This is a genomic window from Paenibacillus filicis (assembly GCF_038070315.1).
Taxonomy (GTDB): domain Bacteria; phylum Bacillota; class Bacilli; order Paenibacillales; family NBRC-103111; genus Paenibacillus_G; species Paenibacillus_G filicis.
Map to the genome: position 1 here is coordinate 139,198 of NZ_JBBPCC010000005.1, position 12,334 is coordinate 151,531.

Genomic DNA, 12,334 nt, shown 5'->3' on the forward strand with positions numbered 1-12,334 from the left:
CTTTTCTATTAACCCTTGACCGCGCCAGCCGTAATCCCTTGGATAATATACTTCTGCATCAGCAGGAAGAAGATCACCATCGGAATAATCGCGAACGTCAGCGCCGCCATTGCGAGGCCGTATTCATTGTTGTACTCCCCGAAATAAATCGAGGATGCGAGCGGAATCGTCTTGTTCTTGGCCGAGGTCAGCATGATCAGCGGCAGCAGGAAGTCATTCCAGATCCACAAGGTATGCAGAATAGCGATCGTCGACGTAATGGGCTTCATCAGCGGAAGCAGGATGCGGAAGAACACGCCGAACACGCCGGAGCCGTCAATATGCGCGGCCTCCTCCAGTTCGCGAGGGATCGCCTTGATAAAGCCGTGATACAGAAACAGTGCGAGCGGGACGCCGAAGCCGCAATAGATGAAAATAAGTCCGTACAGCGAGTCGATCAGCCCCAGCTCCTTGGCGATCTTCACGAGCGGGATCATCAGTGTCTGAAACGGAATGACCAGTGACGACAAGATGCCCAGAAAGATGACGTTGCTGACAATGCCCGGCCTTCTGACGAGCTGATAGGCAGCCGCGGAACTGATCAGCAGGATGAACACGACGGAAGCCACCGTGATGATCAGCGAGTTCATGAATACCCCGGGAATGTTGATCTGATTCCATACGGTGATATAGTTGGCGAAGCTGAAGGTCTCGGGCAAAGCCCAGGCGGAACCCATAATTTCGTTGTAGGTCTTGAAGCCGTTGATCACGGTAATGTATAGGGGGAATAGAAACAACAGCCCCAGTACGATCATAATAAGCTCCAATCCTAATTTGCTCAAACCGTAAGACGGATTGTTCACATCTCCACCTCCTTGCGTTTCATAACGCCCACCTGCACGAGCGTAATACCGGCCAGAACGAGGAAGAAGATCACGGCCTTGGCCGCTCCGTACGTAAACAGATTCTTAACGAACGCATCGGAGTAAATCTGCAGCGCCAGTGATTCCGTGCTGCCGAACGGGCCGCCGCGGGTCAGAGAGTAGTTGAGATCGAACGCCTTGAAGCTGCTCGAGATCGCCAGGAACAGGCAGACGGTCATCGCCGGACGGATCAGCGGCAGCGTCACATGCCAGAGCCGGCCCCAGCGGCCCGCGCCGTCGATTTCTGCGGCTTCCAGCATATCCTTGGGCACGCCTTGCAGTGCAGCCAGATAAATGACCATGAAATACCCCGCGGAGTGCCAGACGGCTACGATCACCAGGGACCAGAAGGCATGGTCCTGGAGACTGAGCCAGTTCTTCGTGAACAGCCCCCAGCCCGTCGCCTTGCCGATCTCCCCGAACAGCTGGACGATGATGAACTGCCAGATGAAGCCGATGATGACCGATCCGATCACATGCGGCAGGAAAAAGCTCGTCCGGAGCACATTGCGGGTCTTCAGCGCCGTATTGAGCGCCAGCGCGAGCAGAAAGCCCGCTACGTTAAACAATAGCGTCGTGACGATGACATACTTAAAGGTAAAATAAAAGGATTTGAAAAAATCCTGGTCCTGCAAAAGCCGCTTGTAATTATTCAGTCCCGCCCAGCCGATATGACTGCTGATCCCGTTCCAGTCCTGGAAGGAATACACAACCGCCCGGATGAGCGGCACCAGGATAATCAGGACAAAAAAAATAACCGCAGGGGCTACAAACGCGGTATAAGTGAGGAATTGTCTGGTCGTGGTCCTCATGCCCGCCCTCCTTTTTCTTCTCGCTTAAGCTTGTTTACAGGCATGCCAAGTATGCGAGCAGGTGACCGGCCCTACAATCGCCGAAAACCTGCTCGCCCTGACGGATGCTATTTTTTCACGCGGTTATCCCAATCCTTCTGAAGCTCGGCAATCGCCTGGTCCCGGTTCGTTTGACCGCCGATGTAAGCCTGGAGCCGTTTCGGAGAATCTTCCTTATAGCCGACCGGCCAAGCATTCTGCGTCCAAGGAATGCCCTTGCCGCTTTCGGCATACGGCGCCATGTCGGTAGCGAGCGGCCCGAGCTCCGGGGTTGTTTTCAGATCCGTGAAGGCCGGAATGAACTTGAAGGAATCGACCAGATACTTTTGGCCGTTCGTATGCAGCCAGGTCAGGAACTTCTTGCTTTCTTCAATATTCTTGGAATTTTTGTTGATGACGTAGTATCCCGGTACCGAGATTGGCATTTTCGTTTCGGCCGCATTGTCGCTCAGCGGAAGCGCGAACATCCCCAGGTTGACCTTCGGATTCACCTTCTGGATCGGATCGATTGCCCAGACGCCGTTATGAATCATCGCCACCTTGCCGCTCGCGAAGTCGGAGACCTGACTGTCATAGCTGACGCCGATCGATTCCTGCCCGCTTCCGTACTTCATGGCCAGGTCCAGAACATTGAAGACTTCGTTGATATGAGGAAGATCCTTGAGCTTCATTTCGCCCTTCTCCAGCTTGGCGAGGGATGCCGCCGGATCCTTCTCATACGCGAACGCCAGATTCAGCAGATGATAGAGCGGGAACGTCTCCTGATAAGCTTCCTTATAAGGCTGGATGCCCGCCGCCTTCAGCTTCTCAGCCGTCTGCTGCAGCTCGCTGAACGTGGTCGGCAGCTTGTCGACCCCCGCCTTGGCGAACAGATCCTTGTTGTAGATGACGCCGAAGCCCTCGAAGGCCATCGGGAAGCCCAGCTTTTGCCCGTTGAAGGTCATGCCCTCGACCGTCATTGGAGAAACCTTCTGCATCCACGGCTCATTGGACAGATCCAGAAGATTCTCCGACCAAGACGCCATCGCGCTATAGCCCGCCGTCGTGAAAATATCCGGCGCATCTCCGGCGGCGAAGCGGGTTTTGATCAGCGTATTGTAGTCCTTAACGACTTGAACCTCGACGTTGACATTCGGATTCTGGGCCATATAATCGGCCACCATGGCTTTGACCTTATCCGTGATTTCGATTTTATTCTGCAGAATTTTAATCGTGGTTTTGTCACCGCCGGCGGTGCCTCCCGCACCCTGACTCGCGCCCGGCTCATTGCCTCCTGCGCAGCCTGCGGCCAAGACGGCCAGCATAGCGGCAGAGATGGACAGCAGCATGGATTGCCTGATTGGTTTTCTGTACCCCTTCATGTTCATTCCCCCAACATTGTGATCGCTGTACATGCTTCAGTCTACCGATCATCCGGAACTATCGTAAGAGAATATTTTAACCTAAAAGGGTAAAATCGGGACGGCGCCGTGAGCTACATATTCCGGTGCTCCTTGCGGTATTGAAGCGGGGATAGGCCGGTATGCTTCTTGAATACCTTGCTGAAATAATTTTCATCCGCGTATCCAAGCGTATTGGCCATCTCCGACACGGTCATCCCCGTATTCGCAAGCAGCATTCTGGCCTTGTCCATGCGCAGCTCGGTCAGATAGGTGATGACGGTGACCTTATAGATTTCCTTGAATTTTCTGGAAATATACCACGGATTGAAGTTGAAGCGGGCCGCAAGTGAGGAGAGGGTCACATCCTCCTGATAATGTCCGACGATATAATCTCGGATCGCCTCAATGCTGCGGATGCTTCCCTCCTCCCCGCTGCCGTCGATCAACGAGGACAGCAGGTCCAACAGCTGCCGCTCCCATGCCTCGAAGCTGGCGAGCCACAGTGGCATCATCGTGTTCATCGCCTTCATCTCCCCGGCGCTGGGCCGACCCAGCTTCTCCAACAGCAGATTCGCTTCATGGGTGAAGGCCTGCAGATCCTTCAGTCTGAGCGTTCCCCGATCCCTGACGCTCCGAGTAAAGGAGCCGATAGCACTGGCAGCAAGCCCCTTATCCTTCCGGTTCACAGCGGTCTCCAGCAATAGCCTCTGATCGCTCAGATGGGGCAGATCCGCAGTGGCCGCGTCACTCCCGTCCTCCTCCCGAAGCAGGTCAAACCGGAGCAGTGCGGTTCGCGCCTGCGCAATCGCCTCAGGCAGCTGCTCTACAGCGGACGTCCCTTCATCCGTGCCGATCAAGACCCGCAGCCCGAGCGTCCGCTGCCAGGAGGCTGCTATCTTCTCCACAAAGGAACGGTGGCGTCCACTGTCCGTGTTGAGATCCTCGGGACTCGTCAGCAGCAGCCACTGGTCATCGTCCAGCCGGCAGAAGTAGTGGGCGCCGTAACGGCTTACGATTTCATGGGCAATATTGTTGAGCGAGAACATCAACAGCTCGATATCTCCACGAAACCTTTCGTAGAGCAGCTCCGAACGGTTGACCGGCAGCAGCAGAGCGGCTTTCAGATACTTGTCCGGCAGCCCCCTGCGGGAGAAGACGCGGCGAATATCCTCGGTGAACGCCGTGTCGCCCTTAAAATAGCCCGTCAGCCTCTGCTCGTCCACCAGCGCATTAGCTCTGCGCAGCTTGTCCCCGGTTTCGATTTCCTTCTCCAGATGGCTCCACTGTTCATTCCATGCGGCGATTGCCCGCTCCAGCGCCTGCTCCAGCTCTGTCTTGCGGAAGGGCTTGAGCAGGTAATCCACGCCCTTGGCCAGCAGGGCGGCATGCGTATACGAGAAGTGGTCATAGCCGCTCACCACGATCACTTGGGTCTTCCTCTGCTGCTGCCGGAGACGGCCTAGCAGCTCCGTCCCGTCCATGCCCGGCATATTCATGTCGCAGAACAGAACGGCCGGATTATGGCGCTCGATCAGCTCCAGCGCCTCGCGTCCGTCCTCGCCGAACAGCACCTCCTCCACGCCGTATTGCTTCCAATCCACCGTCAGCATGATGCCTTCGCGCACATGCTCCTCGTCATCCACGATCAGCACTTTCACCGGGATCGCCTCCTGCCGTATGTTCTGTAGAGATGCCAAGCGATATGACTGTCGATGCATAGGGAGTGCTCTCCAGCTCCCACTCGAACCCGCTGCCATAATACAGCCGCAGACGGTACAGCACGTTCATCAGCCCGATTCCCTCATCCTTGCGATAAGGCTGGGCGCTCGCATATTCCGCCCTCATCTGCAGGATCGCCTCCGGCTCCACACCCTTCCCGTTGTCGATCACGCGGATCGTCAGCTTCTGTTCCACCAGCTCGATGCCGATATGAAGGGTGCCTGTACCTTTGCCCTTCTCGATGCCGTGAACGATGCTGTTCTCCACCAGCGGCTGCAGGATCATCTTCGGCACCAGCAGGTCCATCGCCTGAGGCGGGCAAGAGATCGAGTAGGATAATTTATGCTTGAATCTGCCCTTCTGCAGGGACAGGTAATCCTCGACATGTCGGATTTCCCGGTGCAGAGGCACATTCTCGGTCTTCAGATCCATGCTGTATCGCAGAATGGACCCGAGCTCCGTTAACCGGTCACTGATCTCGACGACGCCGTTGCGCAGGGCGAGCGTGCCGATCGACTGCAGCGTATTGTAGAGAAAGTGCGGATTGATCTGCGCCTGCAGCATCTTCAGCCGGGCCGTCGAGATTTCCAGCCGGCTCCGGTATTCCTTGATGACCAGCTCATCCAGATTGCGGATCATCGTCTGGAAGCGCTGCTCCAGCACCCCGAGCTCGTCGGTATGCCTGGGAACCGGCTCCATCTTGTAGTTGCCTGTCTCCACCTGCCCGATCATGCGCAGCAGACGCTTAATCGGCGCAATCGTAATGAACGACAGCGTGGCCGCCAGCACGATGACGAAGGCAATTGCCAGCAGTTGGATGACCAGGACGCGATTGAGCATCTGGTTCGCGGATTCGTTGATCGTCTCGCGCGGCACGAACTTCACCATCAGCAGCGGCAGCTCCTTGTACTGCTCCTTCTGGTAGATAAAGATGCCCTGCCGACCGTTAAACTCGCCGGAGAGAGAGCCGGACGCGGACGTAAAGCCCTGCTGATCCAGATCGACGACCGACTGCTCCAGGCCGGACGTATACAGCAGACGGTTCTCATCGCGGATATATAAAAAAATGACCTCGCCCTTCTCCGGCTCGGACAGCGGCCTCATCAGCGAAGCCAGCTTATCCAGTCCCACATAGAGCGACGTTACCCCGAGTACGGTCGGGGCCGGATAGTCGATAAGCATCCGGTGCATCGCCAGCACCTTCTCCTTGCCGATCTGAGTGACCTCGAACTCCTTGGTCTCATCCCACTGCGACTTCACGGCAGGGACGGCAATATCGGAGAACGAAAGCTTGGCCCCGAGCTCGACATTGTCCTGGAGGGTAAACGCCTGATTAATCTTGCCATTGATATAGCGTACCGCGCGCATCTCAGAGCGGCTTCCGTACAATTTGTTCAGCTGCTCGCGGATTTGCACCACCAGCAGCGGCGATACCTCCGTCTTGCGCAGATTGCTCATCAGCTCGTTGTCCTGGTAATAGCCGACCGAATCTAGCGTCAGCTCCTGCAAATACCGCTTGACCTGATCCATCCCGAGGCTCATCGTCTTCTGATTCAATTCGATCGTCTTCTGCTCCATCCCCTGGGAGGTGCTGTGATAGGAGACGATATTGGACAGTGAGAACGGGATGACGGATGCGAGCAGCATCCCGATCAGTAATTTGGCAAACAGACTTTGTTTGATCCACATCTGGTTACTCTCCTTGGAGTTTGACTCTATACTTGAAAAGCTTTTCATATAAGTCCGCAACAAATCATCACGCTCCCGGACGGCACGCCAAGCCCTAACAGCCTGGCGGCGCCCGTACGGCTAGTTCCGCTTGCCGACCGTATCTCTCACGATGAGCTCATGCGGCAGCACGAGGCTTTCCTGGGGCATGAGCGGATGATCCAGCGTGCGGAAGAGCATAGCGGCCGCTTCATGCCCCATCCGGTACACAGGCTGGGCGACAGTCGTGAGCGCCGGGGTGACCATGCGGGCCAGCTGAAGGTTATCGAAGCCGAGCACCGAAACCTGCCGGGGCACGTCGATGCCCCGCCGCAGCAGGAAGGCCGACGCACCGACCGCCATCGCATCGCTCGCCGCGAAGACGGCGGTCAGGTCGGGGCTTCTCCCGAACAGGCTGCGCATCGCCTCATAGCCGCTGTCGAAGTCGTAGGCGCCCAGCGCGACCCGGTCCTGCGTGAGCGTCAGACCCGCTTCCAGCAGCGCAGCCTGAAAGCCCTCGTACCGGGGGCTTCCGGCGATCGGGTCCTCCAGGGGGCCGCTGATCATGCCGATAGCCTCGTGGCCGTTCTTGATCAGGAACATCGCTGCATCATACCCGGCCCGGTAGTTATCGACCGTGACGGACGGCCAGCCGCCCGCTTCGCTGTCTGTAGCCGCGAGTACGACTGGCACGCGCAAATCCTCGAAGGCTTCCCGGTACGTCTCTGTCACTGGGGAGCTGACGAAAATCAGCCCGTCGATCCGTTTCTTCTGGAAATAGCTCATGTATTCAAGAAATCGGGATTCATCCTGATCGGTATTACAGATCATCACATTATTTTTCTGCGCCCGGGCCACATCCTCGATCCCCCGGAACAGCTCGGCATAGAACGGGTTGGTAATATCGGGAATAATCGCCGCAATCGTCCGGGTCCGCCTGTCTCGCAGTCCGGAAGCGAACGGATTGGGCTCATAGCCCAGCTCCCGGATGACCCGCAGCACCTTCTCTCGCTTCTCCGGGGCGACGGACTGCGGATGGTTGACCACCCGGGAGACGGTCGAGATCGAGACCATGGCTTTCTTCGCTACATCGTGAATCGTGGGGTTCAACGTCGACTTCCTCTCTTGTACATCACCGGTAACCGGTTTCCTGAAAAAATTATAAGGGACAACGGACTAAAGTGAAAGAAAAAACAAATTCCTCTTGGCAAAGGCATGCCGGATAAGCAATAATAGGAATCGAAATCCTCTGAAAAGCTTTTCACACTTTCAAGAAACGGAGTGCTGTTTATGATGGTGCAAACTTGGTGGAAGGAAGCCGTCGTGTACCAGGTGTACTGGCGCAGCTTCATGGATACGAACGGAGACGGCTGCGGCGATCTGCAGGGACTGCTTGGCAAGCTGGATTATATCCGCGATCTCGGGGTCGATGTGATCTGGCTCAACCCGGCCTATACGTCGCCGGACAAGGACAACGGCTACGATATCTCAGATTACTATAGCCTGATGCCGAAGGCCGGATCGATGGAGATCTGGGAGACGCTGCTGTCGGAGATTCACCAGCGGGGCATGAAGCTGATCATGGACCTCGTCGTCAATCATACCTCGGATCAGCATCCCTGGTTCCTGGAGTCCCGCTCCTCACGGGATCATGCCAAGCGGGACTGGTACATCTGGAAGGACCCGAAGGACGGCCGGGAGCCGAATAACTGGCGCTCGTACTTCTCCCCCTCCACCTGGACCTGGGATGAGCAGACCGGACAGTACTACTTCCATTCCTTTGCCGTGGAGCAGCCGGATCTCAACTGGGCGAATCCCGAAGTGCGCGAGGCGATCTATGCGATGATGCGATACTGGCTGGAGAAAGGAATCGACGGCTTCCGCCTGGACGCGATTGCGCTGCTGGCGAAGCCTGAGGGTTATCCTGACGCGTCCGATCCGCAGGATATCCGGTACTTGACCAATAATCCGGGCCTGCACGAATATCTCCGGGAAATGAACGAGCAGGTACTGCGTCATTTCGATATCCTGACGGTTGGCGAAGCGGCATTCGTTTCCCCGGAGGAAGGCCTGAAGTACGTCGGGGAGGACCGTCAGGAGCTACATACGCTGTTCCACTTCGAAGTAGCCGATGAGATGCCGAGCTGGGACATGCTGCGGTTCAAGGAGATTCAAACCCGCTGGTACGAGGGGCTGCAGGGCAAGGGCTGGAATTCGCAATTCTTGAACAATCACGACCATACCCGTCAAGTCACGCGCTACGGCAGTGACGGCAAGTACCGTGTGCCATCGGCCAAGCTGCTGGCGACGATGGTACATACGCTGCCGGGGATGCCGTATATTTATCAGGGCGAAGAAATCGGGATGACCGGCGTCCGCTTCCCGTCGATCGACGACTACGACGATATCGCGATGAAGAACCGTTACCGCGAGGAGGTCGGCAAGGGCCGGGATCCAGAGGCCGTCTTCGAGAGCCTGCTGCCGCTGAGCCGGGACAATTCCCGCACGCCGATGCAATGGGATGATTCCCCTAACGCTGGCTTTTCGACGGGAACGCCGTGGATCAAGGTCAATCCGAATTACAAGGAGATCAATGTCAAGCGCGATCTGGAGCAGCCGAATTCCATCTACCGCTATTATCAGCAGCTCATCGCGCTCCGCAAGGCCAATAAGGTGATGGTGTACGGCGACTACCTGGATCTGTCCGCAGGCGACCCGCATCTGTATGTATATACGCGCACCTGGGAAGGAGAACGCTGGCTGGTTATTCTGAATCACGCGGATCACGACACGGCCTTCACCCTGCCGGACGGCTTCGAGGACGGCAAGCAGGAGCTGGTGATTGCCAATTATGACGATGTGCATAGGGACGACCGTATTGCACAGCTCGCGCTCCGTCCGCATGAAGCACGGATTTACCGCTTCTAGGCTCGCCGGAAACAGGTGGGCTCGATGCAGCCGGGTAGGTTGCTTACCTCCACGTAACTAACTGAAAAACATTTCAGCTCTTTCAAGCGCTGTCCCCTTCGCTTATGATAGAGAAGGAAGATTTCGTATCGCAGGGAGGACATGAAATGAAACAACAGCCACTGTCCCATTGGGACATCTCAACCAGCCGTCTGGTGCTCGGATGTATGGGGCTCGGCGGGGAATGGAACCGTGACCCGTATACCGAAGCCGATGTGAAAAAAGCCGAGGAAGCGGTCGAAGCCGCCCTCTCGATCGGCATCTCCATGTTCGACCATGCCGATATTTACCGGATCGGTAAAGCCGAGTCCGTCTTCGGCGAAGTGCTGAAGCGTAATCCGGGGCTGCGCGAGAAGATCGTAATCCAGTCCAAGTGCGGCATCCGCTTCGCTGACGGCAGCGGGCCTGGCCGCTTCGACTTCTCCAAGGAGCATATCCTGGCGTCCGTCGACGGCAGCCTGCAGCGACTGGGCATCGATACCCTCGACATCCTGCTGCTGCACCGTCCCGATCCGCTGATGGAGCCTGAGGTCGTCGCCGAGGCGATCCAGACGCTGCGCGAATCCGGCAAGGTCCGCCGGTTCGGCGTGTCCAACATGAACGTGTCGCAGATCCGCTTCCTGCAGCAGGCAAGCCCTGAGCCGTTCATCGTCAACCAGCTCGAGATGAGTCTGGCCAAGCTGGACTGGGTCGATCAGACGGTGCACGTAAACCAGAAGGCCGGCACGTCCGTGCACTTCGGCGAAGGCCTGATGGAGTTCTGCCAGACTGAGCATATCCAGATTCAGTCGTGGGGACCGCTGGCCAAGGGCCTGTTCTCCGGTCAAACGCCGGAGGATGCGCCTGAGAACGTGCTGGCTACGGCCAAGCTCGTCCAGGAGCTGGCTGCAGCCAAGGAAACGACGCCGGAAGCGATCGTGCTGGGCTGGCTGATGAGACATCCGGCGCTCATCCAGCCGGTGATCGGCACCGCCAACCCTGGACGCATCCGTGCTTGCGCGGACGCCGAGCGCCAGGCTTCGCTGATGACGCGCGAGGAATGGTACGCGCTGTACGTCAGCTCGCGCGGCGTTCCGATGCCGTAAAGAAAGGCTTTACGAGAACCGGCCCTGTCCGTTGGATGGACAGGGCCGGTTTTTACATTTGCTATTTTAATGGAACAAGGAGTCATTGGATTACTCCGTGTTCCATTCATCGGTAGACGCCCACATATCGGGGAAGCCGCCCTCCGCTCGCGATGATTCTATGCAGATTACGTAAGGGCTTTCACTTTATCGTAAAGATTTCAGCTTACTCGTAATTCTTTAATTGCGGGCAATCCGGGTGCAGCTGCATAAATTCGATACGGTTGCCGTCCGGGTCTTTGGCCCAGCATTGGTAGTTGAAATCAAGTCCCTGCTTGGGCTCAACATCGAGGGTCACGCCTTGGCTCTTGAGGTGGTTAGCGATTTCATGAATGTCATAGACCTCGAGACACAGATGAGCGTAGCCTACCGTCTTGCCATCCACCTCCACCTGCTTCTCGCCGCCGTAGAACAGCTCGATAAACTGCCCTTCGCACACCTTCAGGTACTGGATCCAAGGCTCATTGGTATCCGGCTTTCTCAGCTCGAATATTTTCTTAAAGCCCAGAATATCACAGTAAAAATGCAATGACTTGTCCATATCCTTTACCGTATACGCGCTGTGCCCGATCCCTTTAATCATGTTCAAGTCCTCCTCTGATTTGGCTGCATGGAAACCCTCTTGCCTGACTGGCATGAAGATGGAAGATGATCCTTCCCTGTTCTACTTTACCGCTTAATCATCCGGCTGTATATGCGTAAACGCTAGCAGACTCTCCTCCATCTCATTTTTTCATGAATTCTATCCCCCCCGGCTTGCGGCTTCCATATGGTGAACGCGTGTTTATTGTTAAATTAGCAAAGCTTTGTAAAGGTGTCCTTTTAAAATGAAAGCGTTTTAAAGCATGGCCTCACGTCAAAAAGCCCTGCGGGCACGTACCGCAAGACAGCTTGATCCATAGCTTGAAATTCATATCCGGTCAGCATTCTTGCCGGGACTGACGCTCCCCCAGCATGCTTCCGAGCGACCCTACCAGATCCGTCCAGGACACCAGCTGCACGCTTGCCGGAAAACCGGCATGGGCGGCCGTGACCGAGCACTTGTAGGCCTCATCGATCTCGTATTGTCTGAAGCATTGGAAGCCCGTGTGGAACCCTTCTGCTTGGAAATAAATCCCGGCTTCATTCACACGGAACGTAAACAGATTGAGCGGAATATGCAAGCCATGCCCTTCCGCTTTCACGAAGCTTTCTTTCAGCGTCCACAGATCATAGAAGTAGGCCAGCTGCTCCTCCTCTCTCTTATCCAGCAAATCCAGATATTCCTGCTTGGAAAAGAAGCTGCGGGCCACTCTGAAATCGATCGGCGCAATCTGCTCCACATCGATGCCAATCGGCTCCGTATCCAGCGCACAGACCACCCACTTGCCGGCATGGGAAATATTAAAGTGAAACTCATCAGAGTTGGTTAAGTAAGGCTTACCGTAAGCGGTTCTCTTGAATCGCAGCTCGCTGTTTGCAAGCTTCAACCGGCTGCAGGCCTGCCATCGGACCATTAATTCCCCGAACAAGCCGCGAAGCATATCTTCCCTTTTCATAAAACGGAGCAGCTCATGCCGCTTCTCGGGGCCGACCCAGTCCAGAAGTTCAGGCAGGTCTCCGGCGGAGAACAGCTCGCCCACATGTAACGCATATAGCTCCATCAATAGACATACCTCGGAATCATAGAATAATCAACTTAA

Annotated in this window: 10 protein-coding genes; 2 read left to right on the forward strand and 8 right to left on the reverse strand. The window is 56.1% G+C overall.

Annotated elements, in window-relative coordinates:
* Positions 1–8: 8 nt before the first annotated feature.
* From WMW72_RS10065 to WMW72_RS10090, 6 genes are all read right to left on the reverse strand, one after another.
* On the reverse strand, positions 9–842 hold the full coding sequence (locus WMW72_RS10065) for a carbohydrate ABC transporter permease (protein ID WP_423227532.1): 834 nt from the start codon (positions 840–842) through the stop codon (positions 9–11).
* On the reverse strand, positions 839–1,714 hold the full coding sequence (locus tag WMW72_RS10070) for a carbohydrate ABC transporter permease (RefSeq protein WP_341415314.1): 876 nt from the start codon (positions 1,712–1,714) through the stop codon (positions 839–841). The genes WMW72_RS10065 and WMW72_RS10070 overlap by 4 nt, the downstream gene beginning before the upstream one ends.
* Positions 1,715–1,821: 107 nt before the next feature.
* Positions 1,822–3,114, reverse strand: a complete 1,293-nt coding sequence (locus WMW72_RS10075; protein ID WP_341415315.1) for an ABC transporter substrate-binding protein — start codon at positions 3,112–3,114, stop codon at positions 1,822–1,824.
* A gap of 113 nt (positions 3,115–3,227) precedes the next feature.
* The gene (locus WMW72_RS10080) at positions 3,228–4,793 is read right to left on the reverse strand and encodes a response regulator transcription factor (protein ID WP_341415316.1); all 1,566 of its coding nucleotides are present in this window, start codon (positions 4,791–4,793) and stop codon (positions 3,228–3,230) included.
* Positions 4,771–6,543: a sensor histidine kinase gene (locus WMW72_RS10085; RefSeq protein ID WP_341415317.1), complete on the reverse strand. Its 1,773-nt coding sequence runs from the start codon at positions 6,541–6,543 to the stop codon at positions 4,771–4,773. Before WMW72_RS10085 ends, WMW72_RS10080 begins: the two co-directional genes overlap by 23 nt.
* Positions 6,544–6,663: 120 nt before the next feature.
* The gene (locus WMW72_RS10090; protein ID WP_341415318.1) at positions 6,664–7,671 is read right to left on the reverse strand and encodes a LacI family DNA-binding transcriptional regulator; all 1,008 of its coding nucleotides are present in this window, start codon (positions 7,669–7,671) and stop codon (positions 6,664–6,666) included.
* 183 nt (positions 7,672–7,854) lie between these two features.
* Between WMW72_RS10090 and WMW72_RS10095 the strand changes: the two genes are divergently transcribed.
* Positions 7,855–9,489 carry a glycoside hydrolase family 13 protein gene (locus WMW72_RS10095; RefSeq protein ID WP_341415470.1) on the forward strand — a complete coding sequence of 545 codons (1,635 nt, stop codon included), beginning with the start codon at positions 7,855–7,857 and terminating at the stop codon, positions 9,487–9,489.
* Between the two features lie 146 nt (positions 9,490–9,635).
* A complete protein-coding gene (locus WMW72_RS10100) occupies positions 9,636–10,613 on the forward strand; it encodes an aldo/keto reductase (protein ID WP_341415319.1) in 978 nt (325 codons plus the stop codon).
* 205 nt (positions 10,614–10,818) lie between these two features.
* Here WMW72_RS10100 and WMW72_RS10105 read toward each other — a convergent pair whose 3' ends face one another.
* Positions 10,819–11,235 carry a VOC family protein gene (locus WMW72_RS10105; protein ID WP_341415320.1) on the reverse strand — a complete coding sequence of 139 codons (417 nt, stop codon included), beginning with the start codon at positions 11,233–11,235 and terminating at the stop codon, positions 10,819–10,821.
* 337 nt (positions 11,236–11,572) lie between these two features.
* Complete coding sequence (locus WMW72_RS10110) at positions 11,573–12,295, reverse strand: 4'-phosphopantetheinyl transferase family protein (protein WP_341415471.1); 723 nt, start codon at positions 12,293–12,295, stop codon at positions 11,573–11,575.
* Positions 12,296–12,334: the final 39 nt, after the last annotated feature.

Coding starts and splice junctions, on each gene's coding strand:
- WMW72_RS10070 (WP_341415314.1), bottom strand. CDS start 1,714: ATGAGGACCACGACCAGACAATTCCTCACTTATACCGCGTTTGTAGCC.
- WMW72_RS10105 (WP_341415320.1), bottom strand. CDS start 11,235: ATGATTAAAGGGATCGGGCACAGCGCGTATACGGTAAAGGATATGGAC.
- WMW72_RS10085 (WP_341415317.1), bottom strand. CDS start 6,543: ATGTGGATCAAACAAAGTCTGTTTGCCAAATTACTGATCGGGATGCTG.
- WMW72_RS10100 (WP_341415319.1), top strand. CDS start 9,636: ATGAAACAACAGCCACTGTCCCATTGGGACATCTCAACCAGCCGTCTG.
- WMW72_RS10095 (WP_341415470.1), top strand. CDS start 7,855: ATGGTGCAAACTTGGTGGAAGGAAGCCGTCGTGTACCAGGTGTACTGG.
- WMW72_RS10075 (WP_341415315.1), bottom strand. CDS start 3,114: ATGAAGGGGTACAGAAAACCAATCAGGCAATCCATGCTGCTGTCCATC.
- WMW72_RS10110 (WP_341415471.1), bottom strand. CDS start 12,295: ATGGAGCTATATGCGTTACATGTGGGCGAGCTGTTCTCCGCCGGAGAC.